The 19,264-nt window shown below is 70.4% G+C and carries 12 protein-coding genes and 1 pseudogene; 8 read left to right on the top strand and 5 right to left on the bottom strand.

What is annotated here, in order from left to right; genetic code table 11:
• Nucleotides 1–3 precede the first annotated feature (3 nt).
• Entirely contained in the window at nucleotides 4–1,440 is a 1,437-nt protein-coding gene (locus I8D64_RS04890) for a glycosyltransferase (protein WP_200501392.1), read from the bottom strand.
• A 504-nt stretch (nucleotides 1,441–1,944) separates the two neighbouring features.
• Nucleotides 1,945–3,351: a glycosyltransferase family 4 protein gene (locus tag I8D64_RS04895; protein ID WP_246482748.1), complete on the bottom strand. Its 1,407-nt coding sequence runs from the start codon at nucleotides 3,349–3,351 to the stop codon at nucleotides 1,945–1,947.
• Nucleotides 3,352–3,508: 157 nt separating this feature from the next.
• On the opposite strand from I8D64_RS04895, the gene I8D64_RS04900 reads away from it, so the two are divergent.
• The 4 genes from I8D64_RS04900 (at nucleotide 3,509) to I8D64_RS04915 (ending at nucleotide 9,550) form a co-directional block, all read left to right on the top strand.
• Nucleotides 3,509–4,540, top strand: coding sequence for an LCP family protein (locus I8D64_RS04900; protein ID WP_200501393.1), 1,032 nt, complete (start codon nucleotides 3,509–3,511; stop codon nucleotides 4,538–4,540).
• 269 nt (nucleotides 4,541–4,809) lie between these two features.
• Nucleotides 4,810–5,820, top strand: coding sequence for an LCP family protein (locus I8D64_RS04905; protein ID WP_200501394.1), 1,011 nt, complete (start codon nucleotides 4,810–4,812; stop codon nucleotides 5,818–5,820).
• 55 nt (nucleotides 5,821–5,875) lie between these two features.
• Complete coding sequence (locus I8D64_RS04910) at nucleotides 5,876–7,552, top strand: sensor histidine kinase (protein WP_200501395.1); 1,677 nt, start codon at nucleotides 5,876–5,878, stop codon at nucleotides 7,550–7,552.
• A 108-nt stretch (nucleotides 7,553–7,660) separates the two neighbouring features.
• A complete protein-coding gene (locus tag I8D64_RS04915; protein ID WP_200501396.1) occupies nucleotides 7,661–9,550 on the top strand; it encodes an XrtP-associated glycosyltransferase in 1,890 nt (629 codons plus the stop codon).
• Here the strand turns inward: I8D64_RS04915 and I8D64_RS04920 are convergent.
• Nucleotides 9,513–9,926: a response regulator transcription factor gene (locus tag I8D64_RS04920; RefSeq protein WP_200501397.1), complete on the bottom strand. Its 414-nt coding sequence runs from the start codon at nucleotides 9,924–9,926 to the stop codon at nucleotides 9,513–9,515. The genes I8D64_RS04915 and I8D64_RS04920 overlap by 38 nt on opposite strands.
• A gap of 118 nt (nucleotides 9,927–10,044) precedes the next feature.
• On the opposite strand from I8D64_RS04920, the gene I8D64_RS04925 reads away from it, so the two are divergent.
• The 3 genes and pseudogenes from I8D64_RS04925 to I8D64_RS04935 all read left to right on the top strand — a co-directional run bounded on the left by I8D64_RS04925 (nucleotide 10,045) and on the right by I8D64_RS04935 (nucleotide 14,361).
• Nucleotides 10,045–11,427, top strand: a complete 1,383-nt coding sequence (locus I8D64_RS04925; protein ID WP_200501398.1) for an AI-2E family transporter — start codon at nucleotides 10,045–10,047, stop codon at nucleotides 11,425–11,427.
• 38 nt (nucleotides 11,428–11,465) lie between these two features.
• Nucleotides 11,466–12,266, top strand: a pseudogene (locus tag I8D64_RS04930) (patatin-like phospholipase family protein); the annotation flags it as partial.
• Nucleotides 12,267–12,738: 472 nt separating this feature from the next.
• Nucleotides 12,739–14,361 (top strand): amidohydrolase family protein, encoded by a 1,623-nt coding sequence (locus I8D64_RS04935; RefSeq protein ID WP_200501400.1) that lies wholly within the window; start codon nucleotides 12,739–12,741, stop codon nucleotides 14,359–14,361.
• A 46-nt stretch (nucleotides 14,362–14,407) separates the two neighbouring features.
• Here the strand turns inward: I8D64_RS04935 and I8D64_RS04940 are convergent, their stop codons facing one another.
• Complete coding sequence (locus I8D64_RS04940; protein WP_200501401.1) at nucleotides 14,408–15,919, bottom strand: APC family permease; 1,512 nt, start codon at nucleotides 15,917–15,919, stop codon at nucleotides 14,408–14,410.
• A 230-nt stretch (nucleotides 15,920–16,149) separates the two neighbouring features.
• On the opposite strand from I8D64_RS04940, the gene I8D64_RS04945 reads away from it, so the two are divergent.
• Nucleotides 16,150–16,704: a YdeI/OmpD-associated family protein gene (locus I8D64_RS04945; RefSeq protein ID WP_200501402.1), complete on the top strand. Its 555-nt coding sequence runs from the start codon at nucleotides 16,150–16,152 to the stop codon at nucleotides 16,702–16,704.
• 50 nt (nucleotides 16,705–16,754) lie between these two features.
• On the opposite strand, the gene I8D64_RS04950 is transcribed toward I8D64_RS04945, so the two are convergent.
• Nucleotides 16,755–18,170 (bottom strand): DUF3375 domain-containing protein, encoded by a 1,416-nt coding sequence (locus I8D64_RS04950; protein WP_214651096.1) that lies wholly within the window; start codon nucleotides 18,168–18,170, stop codon nucleotides 16,755–16,757.
• Between the last annotated feature and the right edge of the window lie 1,094 nt (nucleotides 18,171–19,264).

A 19,264-nucleotide genomic window follows, 5' to 3' on the forward strand; every position in this document is an offset into this window, starting at 1 on the left:
CGGTCACTCCTCAGCAGTTTCATGGGCTAGTCGGCGATATACCGTGACGTAGCGGTCGGCCAGTGTCGGCCAACGCCTGGAGGCCGCGAGCTTCCGTCCGGCCTGACTCCGGCCGTCCGATCCGTGCCGGTGGCTCCACAGCCGGATGATCTCCCCAGCAAGAGCCTCCGGGTCCTCCGGCGGGACCAGTAGAGCACAGTCAAGACCCTCTTCCGTGCGTACGGATTCCCGGAGGGCAGGGAGATCGCTCACGACGAGCGGTCGGCCGAGGGCAAGGGCCTCCACGGGCTTCTGAGGCGTCACCCATTGCGTGACCCGAAGGTCCCGTCGAGGCACGACGACAGCATCGAGAGAGAGCAGCCATGTCGGGGCGTCGGCCCTGGGGACCCGCCCTGGCATCGTCGTGCGGTCACCGATGCCGAGCTCATGTGTGAGGGCACGCAGGGCAGGAGCGGCCGTTCCGTCCCCCGCGATCACGACGTGGAGATCGTTCCGGAGCTCCTTGGGAGAGGACGGATCATGGATGATGCGAGCCGCCGCGCGAAGCAGCACGTCGAAGCCTTCGTAGTCGACGAGCGCGCTGACCGCGCCGACTGCGTATGCCTTCGAGGGCAGGTCGGGCAGGACCTGCCTGCGTGCGTCCGTCATGTCCGTGGGACGGGAGAGCAGGGCATCCTCGACCCCGTTCGGGACGACGACGACACGAGAGTCATCCACGCCGCGGCGCGCGAGTTCCTGCGCCATGGTGCGGCTCAGCGTCACCACCGCATGCGCCTCGTTCGCAAGTTCGGCCTCCTTCGCCGCGACGAGCCGGGCCTTCTCGGAGTCAGCGGCTCGAGCACGGGAAGACTTCGATCTGTGGGAGGCGATCCACGTCTGCTCCATGAGCCCTCTCACCTCGAGGATCCATGGGATCCCCGTGGCCTGACTGACCGCCTGTGCCACGAGTGCATTGCGGTAGTCGGTCGTCGCATGCAGTACGTGGGGGCGGAACTCGTCGACGATCCTCAGAGCCGCGTCGACCTCCTGCACAAGACGCTGCTCTGCCGTCGCCCCCAAGGATGAGGGCAGCGTCCGTCTGTACACGACGCCATCGACGGCATCCTCATCGCTGGCCAGCGGCACGCCCACCATGATCGGGTAACCAGTGCGTGTCAGGGCTATCGACTGCACCCCTGCACGCCGCAGCGACGACAGCAGGCGGTGCGTGCGCAGCGAGTATCCCGACTGCGTGTGCGGCAGTGAATTTGTGATCAGATGAAGGACGCGCAGGCCGGCGTCGGCATCTGGATTCTCCTCCGTTGACGGGCCCTTGCGCCCCAGCTCAGCTCCCGCTTGAAGCGGCGCCAGGCGATGACCGGGCGCAAGAAGTTCCAGCTCGCTGCGGAGCCGACGTGCCTGCATCCTGGTGCCGACGCCTGCATGCTCGAGCAACTCCACGGCCGCTGAGAGCTCACCGCGCTGCCATGCCGCGCGAGCACGAGCGGCGACCGGTCCACCCGCAGGTAACGCCTCTGAATGGTCCAGGAGCACCGACACCTCGGCACCCACGCGGGATCCGCGCTGTGCTGAGTGTTCCGCCAGCTGCCTCGCCGCCTCGTCCCTGCCCGACATCATCGCTCCGAGCGACGCGAAGCCCTCGCCCCCCGGGACTCTCTGCGCGCAGGAGTGCAGAAGGACACCAGCACGTGTACGGACGTCAACGGGGAGCCGCCTGGACACCTGGATCGCCAGTAGGGCCGGATCATCTCGGAGGTGCTGCCATGCTGACGCAGCAAGCAACCGAGCATTCCGCAGCGTGCGGCATGCGCGGGTCAGCGGCACGACATCAAACCTCTCTGGCTCTGGGAGTGGTATCGAGCTCACCGAGTGCAGTCAGAACATCCTGAAAGATAGCGCGGTGGAACGGCAGAGGTCTTTCCGCGTTGGGACAGATTACGTGCATCAGTTCGGAGTCCTGGCGGGTCCTGTACCCGCGGGTCCTACCGGTGGGCGTCCTGTGCTGCAGCCCAGGACTCCCTCGAGAATCCGCAGGTACGTCCGTGCCAGCACGTCGTCGCTAGCGTTCTCCTGCACCCAATCCCGGCCCGAGGCACGCACCGCGACGTGGGCGCGATCGCTCTGAAGGTCCTTCCACAGGGCGACGAGGGCCTCGAGATCCTCCGGGGGCACCACGTCGCCCGCACCGGAGGCTCGCACCACATCGGCCGACTCCCCCGCGACGAGCGCCGTCACGTGCCGGCCCGTCGCCAGCAGCTCGTAGAGCTTCGAGGGGACGGTCCAGGTGAAGGGCTCCCAGTCGCGCAGGGACACGATGACGGTGTCCGCCCACGCGTACTGCTCGCCAACGTGAGCGTAGGGGATCCGCTCGTGGATCTCGACCGGCGCATCGAGTTCACGGGCCAGCTCCGCTAGTCGGTCGCGCTCCGCACCGTGGCCCACCAGGCGCAGCCGGATCGGGACGCCCTGCTTGTGCATCCTGGCCGCGGCCTGCACCACGGTCTCGAGTCCCTGCGAGCGTCCTATGTTGCCCAGGTACAGACACCGCAGCTCCGTGTGATCCGGCACATGATCGCGCTGGGGCCGCACGACGTCGAGGTCGGTGCCGTTCCGCACCACGTCGACCCGCGCCACGCCGCGCCCATGCAGGACCTGGGCGAAGCGGGAAGTGGTCGTCACGACCTGCTGTGCATCGCGCTGCCAGGCGGAGACCAGCAGATGCACCTCGGTCTTCACTAAGCCGATCGATCGACGCACCGCCGAACGGTGCTCGTCAGCCGTGACGGCCCGGGAAGCCGCCACCCCCTCGTGCCGCACCGCCGCACCCACATGGGTCACGAGATCGGGCCAGGCGTCGCGCATCTCCACGACGAGCGGCACCCGCCAAAGCCTGGAGAGGACGGTCCCGGCGAGGAGGCTGTCGATCGCGGGGGCCGTCGCGATGATGACATCGGGGCGCGCGTCACGACGTGAGAACCGCCGCAGCGAACGCACCAGGCCGTCCATCGCGGCGAGCGCGTGATCGGCGCTGCGGGTGACGATGTCGCCCCGATGCGGCAGGTAGCGCGTGCGCACGATGGTCTCGCCGTGGGCCCCGCGCTCGACAAGGCCGGCACGATGCTCCCGCGCATGCTCTGCGTCCGGTCTGCCGTGGGGATAGTGCGGGACCGGCGTCACTACGGTCACCTGGTTGCCGGCAGCGATGAACCGCCCGACGAGAGCGGACCAGCGCCTCTGGGGCGCGCCGAACTCCGGCGGGTAGTAGTGGCTGATCAGCAGAATTCGCATCCGGTTCCGGCTATGGGGGAGAGAGGGCGTGCGCACAGGATATTCGCGCACGAGCACGCGCATGGGCCTGCGTCGCGCACAGGATCGGAGATCATGGCCAGGACAGGCTAACCCTTTCGTCGCGGCGCGCCGGTTCCGGTCCGAACGAATCCGCGTCCCCGCCGCACGCTCCCGTAGAGTCGCCGTTGACCCGCCGCCCCACCACTCCTCGAGAGGCAGCATGAGCGACGTCCCCGACACCGACTCCGATGCCGGAGCGGGCCCGACTCCCCCACCGCACCGTCGGCGCCGACGCCGGCGATCCGCTCTGATCGCGCTGCTCGTGGTCGGCTGCCTGGTGGCCGTCGGAGGCCTGGTCGTGGGACGCTACGTCCACTCCCTCGACTCCGCGTACCAGAAGCGGACCGTGGTGAGCCTGGATCGAGGCGCCTCCGACTCGGAGCGCGCCGCGAACGGCAGCGGGCAGAACATCCTCCTCCTGGGATCGGACGAGCGCAGCGGCGACGAGGCTGCGAAGGAGGGTGTGAGCGGTCAGCGATCCGACTCGATGATGCTCGTCCACATCCCCGAAGACGGGTCCGAGGGCTATGTGGTCTCGTTCCCCCGCGACCTCTACGTCCCGATCCCCGGGCAGGGAGAGGACCGCATCAATTCGGCTCTCGCCTACGGGGGTCTGCCCCTCGCGGTGAGCACTGTCGAGGACTACACGGGTGCTTCCATCGACCACGTCGCCCTCATCGACTTCGACGGCATCGAGGGACTGGTCGACACCCTCGGCGGCGTCGACGTCACGATCCCCGAGTCCTTCGAACAGCACGGCATGACGTTCACCGAGGGTGAGCAGCATCTGAACGGCAAGGAGGCGCTGACCTTCGCGCGCGAGCGCAAGGCGTTCAGCGACGGCGACTTCCAGCGCAATCGCGATCAGCAGGCGCTGCTGAAGGCGATCGCGACGAAGCTCATCAGCCGGGACACGCTCTCGTCCCCCACGAAGATGAAGGACTCGATCGAGGCGCTCTCGCCGTACCTGACCACTGACGATGGCCTGGACACCCGCGAACTGGTGCATCTGGGACTGTCGAACCGGAACCTCACCAGCAGCGATCTGCACTTCCTCCCGGCTCCGCACGGCGGTCCCACCACCGCGCCGGGCGGAGCGAGCGTCGTCTCCTCGGACGACGAGGGGATGGATCAGCTCAGGACAGCCCTGAAGGAGGACACCATGGACGAGTACGCAGCCGCGAACGGCTGACGGGCCACGGATCGAGCCCCGTCGGCTGCTATTTCTCCGCCCCTGCGGTCAGTCCCCACCACCTGCTTCAGACAGAAAGCGATGACGATCGTCAGCGGCGTCACGGCACACACAGCGAGGCAGCGCCCCTCGAGAGGCACGCGCCACCGCCGAGCGATCCGGCGCAGGACACGAGATCCTCACGATCACGACAGCCGCCCCGGAACCGGGGCTCGCCTACCGTAAGGTCACCTCGTACACGTCCCGCCTGCTCCTCGAGAGGCCCCGCCATGAACGACTACATCGACCTGCCCTTCGAGGACGAGGGCGGGGCGGCCACCGCGCCCCGCCCTCGGCGCCGCACCGCCCTGATCGTGCTGCTGATCGTGCTGGCCCTGATCATCGCCGGCGGGATCGTGGCGGGAACGTACCTGAACTCGCTGAAGAACGCGTACGAGAAGCACACGACGGTCACCCTCGACGACGACACCGATCTCACCGGCGAGGGCCAGAACATCCTCCTGCTGGGTTCGGACAAGCGCAGCACCGAGGACGCCAAGGCTGAAGGGGTCAGCGGGCAGCGATCGGACACGATCATGCTCGTGCACATCCCCGCCGACGGCGGGGAGGCGTACATCGTCTCCTTCCCTCGCGACCTCTACGTCGACATCCCCGGCCACGGGAAGGACCGCATCAACGCGGCCCTCGCCTTCGGAGGCCTCCCCCTCGCGGTGACGACCCTCGAGAACTACACGCAGGTCCCGATCGACCACGTCGCCCTCATCGACTTCGACGGCATCAAGGCGATCGTCGACTCCCTGGGCGGGGTGGACGTGAACATCCCGAAGTCCTTCACCCGCGACGGGAAGACCTTCACCCAGGGCACCCAGCACCTCGACGGCGACGAGGCCCTCGTCTTCGCCCGCGAGCGCAAGTCCTTCGCCGACGGCGACTTCCAGCGCAACCGCGACCAGCAGCAGCTGCTCAAGGGCATCGCGGTCGAGTTCATCAGCAGGGACACCCTCACCTCCCCCGGCAAGCTCAAGGACGCGGTCGAGTCCATCTCCCCCTACCTCACGACGGACGACGGGCTCGACGCCGGCACCCTCGTGAAGCTCGGCTGGGACAACCGCAGCCTGCGCGGCAGTGACCTGCACTTCCTCGAGGCACCTCATGGCGCTCCCACCACGACGTCCGGTGGAGCGAGCGTCGTCTCCTCCGACGAGTCGGGCATGGACGAGCTGCGCAAGTGCCTCAAGGACGACACCATGGAGCAGTACGCGGCCGATCAAGACGGCTGACACCGCTTCCGCGAGCGAGGCGGCGCCGCACGGCTCGCTGAGGAAGGATGCCGATATGGGGATCACTCGCATTCCCCAGGCGCTGCTGCACTCCCTGACCTCTCCCCACGACGGGCATCTGGGCAAGCAGATCCTCTTCTTCGTCTACGTCCTGACGTTCAGCGCCCTGCTCGGGATCGTCCAGCCCACGGTCATGCTCGGCCTGGAATACCTCTTGGGACTCGCCGCGATCGCCGCCCTGACGGTCCTGACCTCTCTCGCGTACCCGCGGGTGTCGAGCACGCACCTAGCGTGGATTCTGCTGCCGGTCGCCGACGTCCTCGCCGTGGCGCCCCTGCGCGACGCCTTCCGGGTGGAGGCCGGCACCGTCACCCTCTTGGCCTTCGTGCCCGCGCTGTGGGCCGCATACTGCTGGCGCTACCTCGGCGCCGCGCTCGCCACCGCGGCCGTGACGTTGGCTTTCGCTGTCCCGACACTGCTGCGCGAGTATCCGGAGATCGATGGCACGCTCATCGTGAGGACGCTGATCATCCTGCTTGTGGTGCTGCAGGTGACTTTGCTGGTCGCCATGGCGACGAGCAGGGCGGCGCGTGAGCGAGCGCGCACCGCGGAGGCACTCCGGGAACGCACCGATCTGCTCTGCCGCACCGCTGATCAGGAGCAGCTGCTCACCAACGTGATCGACAGTCTGTCGGTGGGCATCGTGGTCGTCGACAAGGACGGTCACGACGTGCTCATGAACAGCGCCCAGCAGCAGCTGCACGCCCTTGCGCTCCCTGTGGGCGATCCCGACCCGTCGGAGGACCGGCTCGAGGTGCGCTACCCCGAATCCTCCATCCCGATCCCACCGCGCGCACGACCCGTGCGCCGCGCCGTCGAGCGGGAGACGTTCACGAACTACCTGGTGTCGCTCGGTCCACTCGACGGTCCGCGGCGCACGCTCTCCACCGCCGCACGCCAGATCGTCGACGTGCGCGGAGAGCGCGACGGTGCCGTGATCCTCTTCTCGGACGTCTCGGACTTCGTCGAGGTCGCGAAGCGGCAGCGACAGAGCACCGCCGATGTCTCCCACGAGATGCGGACCCCGCTGACCTCGATCCTGGGGTACCTCGACCTCACCATGGAGGCTGAGGAACTCCCCTCGACCGCGCGCGAGCATCTCGAGGTCGCCGAACGCAACGCGGAGAAACTGCTGCAGTACGTCGAGGACCTGTTGGAGGGCCTCTCCGTCTCTCCCGACGAGGACTCCGTCGCTCTCGTGCCCGCGCGGCTCGGCGACCTCGCCCGCGAGACCTGCGAGACCCTGAGGCCCCGGGCCGTCGAGGGCGAGATCGATCTGCGCTGCACGGTCGAGACCGAGGCCTCGTTGCTGCTGGACCCGCCGAGGATGACGCAGGTGCTCAGCAACCTGGTCTCCAACGCCCTCAAGTACACACCCGCCGGCGGCCGCGTCGAGGTCCGGGTCTCCGAGGCGCCTGAAGCCCTCGAAGTGCGGGTCTCGGATACCGGGATCGGAATGGCACCGGAGGAGCAGGCGAACCTGTTCATGGAGTACTACCGCACCACCGCGGTCCGCGAGGGAAGGATCCCCGGTTACGGGCTGGGGCTCTCGATCACCCAGCGGATCGTGCGCGCGCACGGAGGCCAGATCAGCGTCCGCTCAGCTCAGGGCGAAGGATCGACGTTCACGGTGCGGCTGCCACGGGAGAGACTGCTGGCGCCGCGACGCTAAGCTACCGGTCATCAACTCCCTCGGCGGATGTCGAGCGAGGCGCACTGGCGTCGCCCCGACCGCAGTCGTCCGCGGCGGCCCGCACGCTCCGGTGAAAGCGAAAACCGAATGCGCACGTTCCTGACGATCCTCCTCGCCCTCCTCTTCGCCGCGGCGGCGGTGGTGGTCTTCGGACTGTCCGGCGTCTTCGGCACGTTCGGGGAGGTGATCTGGCGCGATGTCGCCGTTCTGGTTCTCACCCTCGTCGCCGCGTGCGCCCTGACGTACGTCGCCCTGCTCCTGATGACGTTCCTGCGCGAGATCCGGAACCCGCGCAACACCCCGGGCGACCCGGGATCCCTCCAATGGCATCTTCTGGTCCCCTGCCGGGACGAGGAGAACGTGATCGCCGAGACCGTGTCCTCCGCGCGCGCCTCCTTCGCCGACATCCACGTGTGGGTCATCGATGATGCGAGCGAGGACGCGACCGCGGACGTGGTGCGCGGCCTCATGGTGTTCGACGACCACGTGCACCTGATCTCGCGCATCGCCCCCGAAGCCCGCACCGGAAAGGGCGATGCTCTGAATGCCGCATACCGGATCGTCTCCGAGCACGTGGGCGGGAGCCCGCAGGAACGGCACCGGATCGTGGTCGGCGTCCTCGACGCCGATGGCTTCCTCTCCGACAATGCACTGGCGATGCTCTCCGGTCCCGAGGCCTTCGGGGACGAGGAGGTCGGCGCGGTCCAGCTCGAGGTGTGGATGAAGAACCGCGGCGACCGCCGCCCGCGCCCCGCAGACGGCCGCTGGGCGAACGCAGTCGGTCGCTTCCTCGTGCGCATGCAGGATCTCGAGTTCCGCACCACGAACTCGGCGATGCAGGTGCTGCGCACGCGCACCGGCACCGTCGGCATGGGCGGCAACGGCCAGTTCACACGCCTGACCGTGCTGGATGCCCTCACCGAGGAGCGCGGCAAGCCCTGGGGCCGCAAGCTCTCGGAGGACTACGAGCTCGGGCTGAACATCCTGCAGCTGGGCATGCACAATCACTACAGCCGCGAGGCGCACGTCTCGCAGGAGGCGCTGCCGTTCACCCGGCGCCTGATCACCCAGCGCACCCGCTGGGCGCAGGGCAACATGGAGTGCGCCTCGGCGCTGCCGGGACTGCGGCGCAGCGGCCACCTGAGTGCGTCCGGGCTGCTGGAGATCCACTACTTCATGCTGCAGCCGGCGATCATGATGCTGAACCTGATCCTGATCCCGCTGCTGCTGGTCTACGGTGCCGCGCACGAGGGCGCCGGATTCTGGACGGCCTCGACACTGCTCACCGCCGTCCTCGCCGCGGTGTTCTTCCTGATCCTCCCCTACGCGGTATGGGGCGCTGTCTACCGCAGGGTGACCGATCACGAGATCTCGTGGCCCATGGCCGTTGCCCTGGGACTGTGTAATCTCGTCTACGTCTACCTCACCTACGTCTACTACGCGCGAGCCGCTTGGCGCGCCGTCACGGGGCGCACGGGATGGTCCAAGACCCGCCGCAACGCCGACGGCCGCCGCGCTGCCGACGTCGCGCTCGGCGCAGAGCTCGAGGGTCTGCCCCTGATCCTCGTGGCACAGCTCGAGGAACTGGGCGCGGAGCTCGACGGTCGCCCGGATCTGGGCATCGACTTCGTCTCCGCCTGGGCGGTCAACTGGCCGACGCGCCTGGCACGCCTCGAACGCTCCCTGGCCGCCGAGTCACCGCTCGCCTCACGCGACGCGATCGGCAGCATCCGCGTCACGTCGTCGATGGTGGGTGCGTCGCGACTCGAACGCGTCGCGACGGACCTCGACGCGCAGATCGAGAACGGCGACCTCGTGGGCGCGCGAGATCAGCTTCCGCTGATCACCGCCGTGGGCCGCGACACCGTGAACACTCTGCGCAAGGAGGTCTCGGTGCGGCGAAAGCTGCTGCAGACTCCGCATCCGCAGTCACCGTCGATCATGCAGACGCAGATGGTCCCTGCTCGTCGCCGCTGACGCCTCCGGCATTCTGAGCACCCTCGCCGACGATCCGACGCAGGTCCTCGCGCAGCTGGCGCGGACGGAACGGCTTGGTCAGGTACTCGTCCGCGCCCGCTTCGAGCCCGAGCTGCGCATCGCGTGCCTGGGAGCGGGCGCTGAGCACCACGATCCTTCCCGAGACGGCGGCGCGAGACTGCCGCACGACCTCGTACCCCTCCATGTCGGGAAGTCCGATGTCGACGAGAGCCAGGTCCGGCGGCTCGGTGGTGAGCAGAGCGATTCCCTCGCTCCCCGTCGCCGCGGAGGTCACCGTGTACCCCTCCTGATCGAGCACCACCTCGAGCAGTCGACGGATGTCGTCGTCGTCCTCGATGATCGTCGCTGTCCCCATGCTGCGTCCTCCCCGGCGCGTCCGCGCACCCTGTGCGGCCCCCGCCAGGGTAGAGGATCCCGCGTGATCCCTCCCACAGAGCGGCTCGCAGCGGCGCCGCGCGGCATAATCCGTTCACATGACACTTCCGGACAACGCACGAACGGGCGGCGCTCCCCCGGTCGCCCATGCATCGTCGTCGGCATCCCCCTCGGCGCCGGTCTCTGCACCGACGTCGCCTGAGCGCCCCGACCCGATCCCCGAGGGCCTCAAGATCGGCGCCGGCTTCACCTGGCGCGTGCTGATCATCGGACTGGGCATCGTCGCCGTGGCGCTGGCGGCCGTCTGGCTCTCCGAGATCGTGATCCCGTTCATGGTGGGCCTGCTGCTCTCGGCCCTGCTGGTCCCGATCTCCGCGTTCCTGCAGCGCCACCACGTGCCCAAGTGGGTCGCGATCATCACCGCCTGGGTGGCCGTGTTCGCCGTGATCACGGGGCTCGTGCTGCTCGTGACCCAGCAGATCCGCAACCAGCTCCCCTCGATCCAGATGCAGATCGGCCAGGCCATCGACCAGGCCGAGTCGCTGCTGGCGACCCATCCCTTCGGGATCACCGAGTCCGACGTCGACGGCTACGTCACCAAAGCCACCGAGTGGCTGCAGAAGCACGCCTCGGAGATCGGCGCGGGCGCCGCCGAGGCGGGCTCGAGCGTCGCCCACATCCTCGAGGGCCTGTTCATCGTCATCTTCGTGACCCTGTTCGCCCTCATCGACGGCAAGCACATCTGGATCTGGACCTCGCGGCTGTTCCCGCGCGCGGCGCAGCCGCGGATCCTCGCGGCGGGTGCCGCCGGCTGGCACACCCTGACCAGCTTCATCCGCATCCAGCTCGTCGTCGCCGCGACCGACGCCGTGTTCATCGGCATCGGCGCCGCGATCCTGGGCGTCCCGCTCGCGATCCCGATCGCCGTGGTCGTCTTCTTCGGCGCCTTCGTGCCGGTGGTCGGCGCGATCGTGGGCGGAGCGGTCGCCGTGGGCCTCGCCCTCGTCTTCAACGGCTGGGTGCACGCGCTGATCATGCTCGCGATCGTGGTGGGCGTGCAGCAGATCGAGTCCCACGTCCTGCACCCCATGCTCACCGGCACCGCCGTGAAGGTGCACCCGCTGGGCGTCGTGCTCGGCGTCGTCACCGGCACCGCCATCGCCGGCATCGCGGGAGCGTTCTTCGCCGTGCCGTTCATCGCGACGGTCAACTCGATGATCGTCGCCGCCCGCCGGTGGACGCCGGGCACGCCTGTCGACGACGTGCCCGCGATGCTCGGCGTCCCGGACGTCCCGGTCGACGACGACGGGGACGGCGAGACGGACGGGGACGACGACGGGGAGGGCGAGACGGACGGGGACGATGATGGGGACGGCGGCCGCGGAGCCGACGGCGGCGAGGTCAGCGCCGCGGACGACGGGGACGACCACACCCGCGGCACGCCCGAGACGCCCGCCGGCCCCTCGACACCCGCTCGCTGATGGCGACGAGGGAGCAGAAACCCCACCAGGGAGACGGCATGGAGACGTCCCGCGCCGACCTCGTCCTCGAGGGCGGCGGCGTGAAGGGCATCGCGCTCGCAGGGGCGATCGAAGTGCTCGAGGAGCGCGGGTACCGCTTCGGCCGGGTCGCCGGCTCCTCGGCGGGAGCGATCGCCGGGGCGCTGGTCGCGGCCGACGTGCCCGCCGCGGATCTGGTGGGGCTCCTGCGCGAGATCGACTACGAGAAGTTCTGCGACGGCCCTTGGTGGACGCGTCCACTGGTGGGGAAGGCCGTCGCCATCCTCGTGCGCAAGGGCGTGCATCGCGGGAAGTACGTGGGGACGTGGCTCGCCGACCAGCTGGCCGAGCACTCACAGCCTGCAGATCCCTCCCGCCCGTTCGCCTTCGCCGATCTCCCCTACCACGACCCCGAGGGCGAGTCTCCGGACCAGCCCGTCGCAGACGGGTCGACCTCCGGGTACGCCGCCGCGGGCTCGTCCACCGGCAATGGGACCGGAGACGGGACCGGCGACGGGACCGGCACAGTCACGAACGCGTCCCGCCTCGTCGTCACCGCCTCCGACGTCACCGCGGGGCGCCTGCGCCTGCTGCCCCGCGACGCCGGCAGGTACGGCATGACCGCCGCCGACCTCCCGGTCGCCGACGCCGTGCGCGCCTCGACCGCCATGCCCTTCTTCTTCCGGCCCGTGCGCTGGACGACCTCGCAGGGGCGGCGCGCGCACCTCGTGGACGGCGGGATGCTCTCGAACTTCCCCGTCGGCGTCTTCGATCGGGCCGACGGGGCGCTCCCCCGCTGGCCCACCTTCGGGATCAAGCTGTCGGCGCGTCCGCCGGCCGACCCGGCCCCGGTGAACCGCATCCGCGGCGCGCTGTCCTACGCGCTCGCCCTGCTGGACACCCTCATCGGCGCCCGCGACCGCATGCACATCGACGATCCGCACGTGCAGGCCCGCACCATCTTCATCGACACGAGCTTCGTGAAGCCCACCCAGTTCGACCTCACCGACGAGGACCGCGAGAAGCTCTATCGCACCGGCCGGCAGGCCGCGACCGACTTCCTCGACGGGACGGCCACCCGCGAGGGCTGGGACTTCGAGGAGTACGTGGCCCGGTACCGCACCGGGGCGCGGGCCGGGGCCGAGGCGTAGGGCGAGGACACGCGGCGCCGCGGCATCCGTGGTCCCGGGGGCCCCGTGACAGCCCCGCGGCCGTCCTGCCCGCAGCGGTACGGTGGCTCGGCCGACGCGCGCGGCGCGCCGACGCCCCACCCCCCATCGAAGGAGCCGCAGCGTGCAGACGCTCTACCATTCCGGCCGCATCCTCACCATGGTCGACCCCGACGACGCCCCCGAGGCGGTCCTCGTCGAGGACGGCCTGATCACCGGCGTCGGCAGCTCCGCCGACCTCCGCGAGCGTGCCGACGAACCCGCCGAGGTGGACCTCGCGGGCCGCACCCTGATGCCGTCCTTCGTCGACTCCCACGGCCACCTGCTGGGCCACGGCCGGCTCGCCGCACTGGTCGACCTCGAAGACGCCCGCAGCATCGACGAGGTGGTCGCAGCACTCCGCAAGCGCCTCGCCGCGCGGGAGGCGGGCGACGTCTCGCCACTGGTCGGCGCGAAGTACGACCCCACGCAGCTGGCCGAGGGGCGCCACCCCACGCGCGATGACCTCGACCGAGTCTCCACCGAGATCCCCGTCCTCGCCCTGCACCGCAGCATGCACGTGGGCGCGGCGAACTCCGTCCTCGTCGAGGCCGCCGGCATCACCGCCGAGACCCCCGATCCCGAGGGCGGGCGCTTCGGCCGACGGCCCGACGGCACGCCCGACGGCTTCGCCGAGGAGCATTCTGCGCTCGGCGCCCTGCTCACGGCGATCGCCCCGGAGGGCGGCAAAGGCGGCATCTTCGGCGGCGGGGACGCCGCGGACGCACTGCGCCTGGCCACCGAGGACTATCTGCGCCACGGGATCACGACCGCACAGGAGGGCGCGGCCGATCCGGGCACCGTCACCGCCCTCGCGGACGCGGCGCGTGCGGGCGATCTGCCGCTGGACCTCGTGGTCTACCCGGTCGCGGCCTGGGGCGCCCCGGCGCGCGAGCAGTTCGCGGAGTTCACCGGCGACTACGCGGGGCGTCTGCGCCTGGGCGGGTACAAGCTGATCCTCGACGGCTCCCCGCAGGCGCGCTCGGCGTGGATGAGCGAGCCCTACGAGCCGATCCCGGGCGACGAGCACCCCGGCTGCGCCTACCCCGCCCACTCGGACGAGCAGGTGCTCGCCTGGACCCGCGAGCTCGCGGCGGACGGCGTCCAGCTCATCGCCCACTGCAACGGCGACGCCGCCGCGCAGCAGTGGATCGACACGGTGACGCAGGTGGGCGCCGAGAACCCGGCGCTGCTGGCCGAGCGCCCGGTGATGATCCACGCCCAGACCGTGCGCGACGACCAGCTGGAGACCATGGCGCGGCTCGGCATGATCGCCTCGATCTTCAGCGTGCACACCTTCTTCTGGGGCGACGCCCATCTGCGCAACTTCGGCCCCCGCCGCGGCCGCCGCGTCTCCCCGGCGCGCTCGGCGCTGGACCGCGGAGTGCGCGTCACCCTGCACCAGGACTCCCCCGTCACGCCCCCGGACATGCTGCTGAGCATCTGGGCGGCCGTGAACCGGATCAGCCGGGAGGGAACGCCCGTCGGCCCCGAGGAGCGCATCTCGACCTGGGAGGCGCTGCGCGCGGTCACGACTGACGCCGCCTACCAGTACGGCGAGGAGGAGACGAAGGGGCAGATCCGCGAGGGGATGCGGGCCGATCTGGTGATCCTCTCGGCCGACCCTCTCGCGACCGACCCGCAGGACCTGCGGGACATCGAGGTGCTCACCACCATCAAGGACGGCGAGGTCGTCCACTCGGCGTGAGCGCCGGCCGGGGGACCGTTACGGCCCGCTCCGCCCGGCCGGGCTCTCACGGCTCGGGGTGGAGGACGACCTCCTCGAGCTCCGCTTCCGGGGCGGCCATGAGCCGACGGTGACGCACGGCGAGGAAGACCCCGCCGAGCACCACCCACACGGCGAGCGCGACGAGCGGCGCGGTGCCCAGGCGCCCCGGGGATCCCGGGACGAACAGCAGCAGGAGGAAGCCCAGCGACAGCAGCGCGCCCAGCAGGGCGATCGCGCGGTAGACGGGGCGAGCGCGGCCGAAGGCGTCGTGCTCCCCCGCCCGCGCGGGATGGGCGAGCTTGAACGCGGCCAGGCACGTGTACCCGTAGGCGATGGTCACGCCCACCGAGGTCATGTCCACGATCCACTGCAGCGCGGAGCGTCCGAAGAACGGCGCCAGCAGGCACAGGGCGCTCGTGAACACGATCGCGACCACGGGCGTGCGGTGCCGGCTCTCGACGCGTCCGAAGAACGCCGGCAGCATCTTCGCCCTGCCCATCGCCATCAGCACGCGCGAGGAGGAGACGGTGAAGCCGTTCAGACCCGTCGCCACCCCCATCAGCACGGCGATCACCATCAGACCCTTGCCGAGCGGGCCCATGATCCCGGCGATGACCTCGGCCGTGGGCCAGGCGGCGTCGGGGTGGGTGTCGCCGTTCGGGCCCAGGGCGACGGAGCTCGAGAAGATCATCGCGAGGTAGACGAGCCCCGCCGTGCCGATCGCGGCGAGGATGAGGAACAGCGCCTTGCGGGGCGAGAAGTCGAACTCCCCGGCCGCCTGCGGCACGTTGTCGAAGCCCACGAACGCCCACGGCGCGAAGGCGACCATCACGGCGATCGCCGGCAGCGGCGAGGAGCCCTCCGGGAACGCCGGGTAGAGCGCGAAGCCGTGCTGCATGCCGTGCAGCAGCGCGCCCAGCAGAATCGCGACCACCGCGATGATCAGCACCACGCAGGCGATGAACTGGAAGCGCCCGGACAGGGCCGTGCCCATCGCGTTCATGAAGCCCGTGGCGACGATCGCGAGGGCCGCGATGATCACCTCGGGCAGGTAGATGTCCCAGCCCGCGACCGTGTACAGGTGCACCTGCTCCATGAGCGAGGGCAGCAGCATGCGGAACACCAGGGCGACGGCCGTCGCGTTCAGGGCGACGATGCACGAGTAGGCGAGCGCGAGGAACCAGCCCACCACGAACGCATGGCGCCGCCCGAACTCCTGCAGCACGAAGGCGAGCTCGCCGCCGGTCACGGGCAGCACGCGGATGATCATCCCGTAGCTGATGCCGATGATGCCGATCAGCACGGCACCGATCGTGAAGCCCAGGAGCGCGCCGGCGGTGCCGCCGTCCTGCAGCCAGTCCACCGGCAGCATGAACGCGCCCCAGCCCACGGCCGAGCCGAGCGCGATCGCGAACACCCAGGAGGGCTTGAGCGTGGACTGCAGGGAGCGCGTGTTCTCGTCGGCGCCGGGCGGGGCGGACGTCCCGGCAGCGGAGGAACCAGTGGTCGACGAGGGGGCGGAGGGTCTCTCCGACATAGGAAGCCTTTCGATGGCGACTGTTCGGTCGACAGCGTCGTCGCTGCACAGCTTCGTCGCGCGGGCGGAGCCGGGGAGCCATGATGCCACCGGCGGGGAGGGCGCCGACGCAGAAGCCGACGCAGAAGGGACACGGACGCGGCAGCGAGAGGCCGTACTCTGACCTCGACAGCCTCGACCCCGTCGTCCCCGACGGGTCGGTGGCGACGAGGAGCAGGACGGAGCGGGACATGGCCGGGAACGCCGACGAGACAGCGGAGCCGATCGAGGGCACCGGGCGCATCCGCGCCATCGGCGAGCGCCTCATCCTGCCTCTGCCCGCCGCGGCGAGCGCCCGGCTGCGCACGCGCGGACAGAACGCGGTGACCGCGGTGCTGGACGGTCATCCCTTCGACCTCGTCGTCGAGCCCGACGGCGCCAAGGGGCACTGGATCAGTCTCGACGAGGAGATGCTCGAGGTGCTGGGCCGCGGCGACGGCGAGGAGGTCTCCTTCGCGCTGACCCCGTCGGCCGCCTGGCCCGAGCCCGCGGTCCCCGAGGACCTCGGCGAGGCGCTCGCGGGCGCCGACGGCGTCGGCGGGGTCTGGGAGGACATCACCCCCATGGCACGGTGGGAGTGGGTGCGCTGGGTCGGTGCCACGAAGAACCCCGACACCCGCGCGCGCCGCGTCGAGGTCTCCCTCGACAAGATGCGCAACGGCAAGCGCCGTCCCTGCTGCTTCGATCTCGCCTCGTGCACCGACCCCGAGGTCTCCAAGAGCGGGAAGCTGCTCGGGATCGAGTGACGGACGGGCGCCTGCGCGAACGCTGCGACGGGCGCACTCCCGGGGTCGGCTCACTCCACCGGCACGTCGTCCAGGAAGTAGTAGGCGGGCACCTTGGCCGCGTAGTCGTTGCCGTCCAGCTCGCGCCAGCCCACGACCTCCGTCGACCCCTCGCGCTCCTGGGCGAACTGGGTGGCCAGGAACATCAGGCCGATCACGGAGGCCAGACCCTGGCGCGCGGGCTCCTCGCGCAGCACGTCGCCGATCGAGGCCTGCCCGGCGAGCGAGCGCACGCGGTTCACGGAGCCGGTGAGGCCCACGGTGTCGATGTCGTTGGTGCGCACCAGATCCTGGAGCACCTCGACGCTGAGCGTGGTCGCGTCGTGCACCTCGGCCTCGACGGGCGATCCCGGGTCGGTCGGATCCTTCAGACGGTGCTGGGAGACCGAGGACATCCGCACCCGCGCGACCCGCAGGTCCAGCGAGAACGGGAAGCGGGTGGAGACCTCGTCCTTCTGTGCAAGCGCGAGGCCCTGCGCCTCCTGCAGCAGGTCCAACAGCACGCGGTGCTGGCGGAAGTCCTGGGAGCGCACGAACCGCGCGAGCGAGCGGTACAGCTCGGTCTTGACGTCGAGCACCTCCTGCGCGGGCTCGTAGAGGTCGCTGAACACGTTCGCGAGCTTCTCGCGGTCCTCGCGCGTGAGGTGCTGGGTGAAGTCGCGCTCGAGCAGCCGGTCCACGACGTCCTGCGCCCGACGGGTCTGGGCGGGGTCGTTGAGCATCCGGAAGAAGGCGGTGAAGGTGCGGCCCACCTGGGACTGGCCCAGCAGGTCGTCGCCCGCGAGCAGCTGCTCGAGGATCTCGCCGCGCGAAGCCTCCGGGGAGAGGATCTGCTCGCGCAGGTGGAGGTCGACGGCGCGCAGGTCCTCGCGGTACTGCAGGAAGTCGCCCGAGAGCTCGGAGGCGATCTGCAGGATGTCCCGCAGGCGATCGGCGGAGGTGTCGACGTTGGGCAGCAGCAGCTCGCCCTCGGCGAGATCGCGGATCTCCTGCTCGATGGCGGCGCGGCGGCGCTGGAGGTCCGCGAGCCGCACGTCGCGGTCGGTCTCCGTCTCCTGCGCGAGGCGATCGAACTGCTGGAGCACCAGCTGCAGGCGCGACTCGGTGGTCGTGGGCCGGTGCTCCTCGAGGGAGGCGATGAACTGGACCGCGTCGATCGTCGCCGGGGACGGCTCGAACATCGTCTCCAGGTGCTGCGGGTCGTCGCGCCGGGTCAGGTAGCCCTCGCGCACCCACGAGTCCACGTACTCCGGGGCGGTGCGGCCCTGGCCGTCCTCGTGCAGCAGGTTGAGGTGCGTCTCGACGCGCGCCACGAGATCGCTGCGCCCCAGGCGACGGCTGCCGCCGGGGAACACAGTCTGCAGGATCGCGAGCACCGCCGGCGCCTTGGTCGCGCTCAGCAGACGCCAGGTCGAGAGGCGTCGCAGCTGCTCGTAGGCGTCCTTGCGCGCGGAGACCGTCTGCGGACGGTCGCTCGCGGACCCGAGGAGCGGGGCGGACGCCGGGGACGAGGCGGTCGCCGGAGCGTCCTCGGCGAAGGTGCCCGGGACATCGTCGCGGGTCGACGCGGGCTCCGGGTGCTGCGGCTGGGGCTCGGACGTGGTCACGGCCGACGAGTCTACTGGGGACGAGCGGAGCGAGGCGGGGCGTAGCGGGGCGTGGGGGTGGGGCGGAACGGGCGGGAGGCGCGACGGCGCTGGCCGACGGCGCCCGGCGCCCTCGACGCCCCGCGCCACCGAGAAGTGAGAAGTTGCTGTCAAAACCGCCTCTTCACGACGACTTCTCACTTCTCGCGGCTCTGGCGGAGGCGGGGCGGGGCGGACCGGGCGCGGGGCCGGCGGGGAGCGCGGCCGTGGGGGGGGGGGGGGGGGGGCCGGGGGGGGGGGCGGGGGGGGGGGGGGGCGGCCGGCGGCCCGGGGGGGGGGGGGGGGGCGCACAGGCAAACGAATTCGAACCACTCACGCGCCGTGGCGGGTTGGGGATGCAGTGGCGCCGATGTCAGCGCGCGCCACCACTTCTTCCCCTGGTCCACCGCGAGCCCCGTGGCGCGCAGTCGCGCGACGAGGCGGTCGTACTCGGCGTCCAGGGCGTCGGCTTCCTCCGGATCCGGGTCATGCGCGCCCGTCTCATCGGCGTACGCGGCGCCCATCGCCTCGGACCACGCCCTCAGGGCGTCCCGGAGCGGAGCCGGGATCAGCTGCTCGGGCGCAGGACCTTCGAGATATGCCACGCCGTCCCACCACTCCAGGATCAGCACATAGTCCCAGTCGACCAGGAGCGGCCCGGGCAGATCGTCGACGCGAGCGCGCAGATCTTCATCGTCGATGGCGTCCATATCGGTCCTTTCGTGCTCGTCCGTGCGCGTCGGCGCCGCGGCGTTTCCTGCTGGGCGGGCGGCGCATGACCGTTCCCGCTGCTTCGCAGGCCTGTCCGCCACGTTCGCGGGGTCCCTGCGCGCTCCTCGATCATGCCTCACGTGAACGCTCACGAATCTGTAGGCTGGACCCAGCGCCACCGTCGG

Origin of the sequence: Brachybacterium halotolerans (genome assembly GCF_016623465.1) — a bacterium.
In the GTDB taxonomy this organism is placed as follows: domain Bacteria; phylum Actinomycetota; class Actinomycetes; order Actinomycetales; family Dermabacteraceae; genus Brachybacterium; species Brachybacterium halotolerans.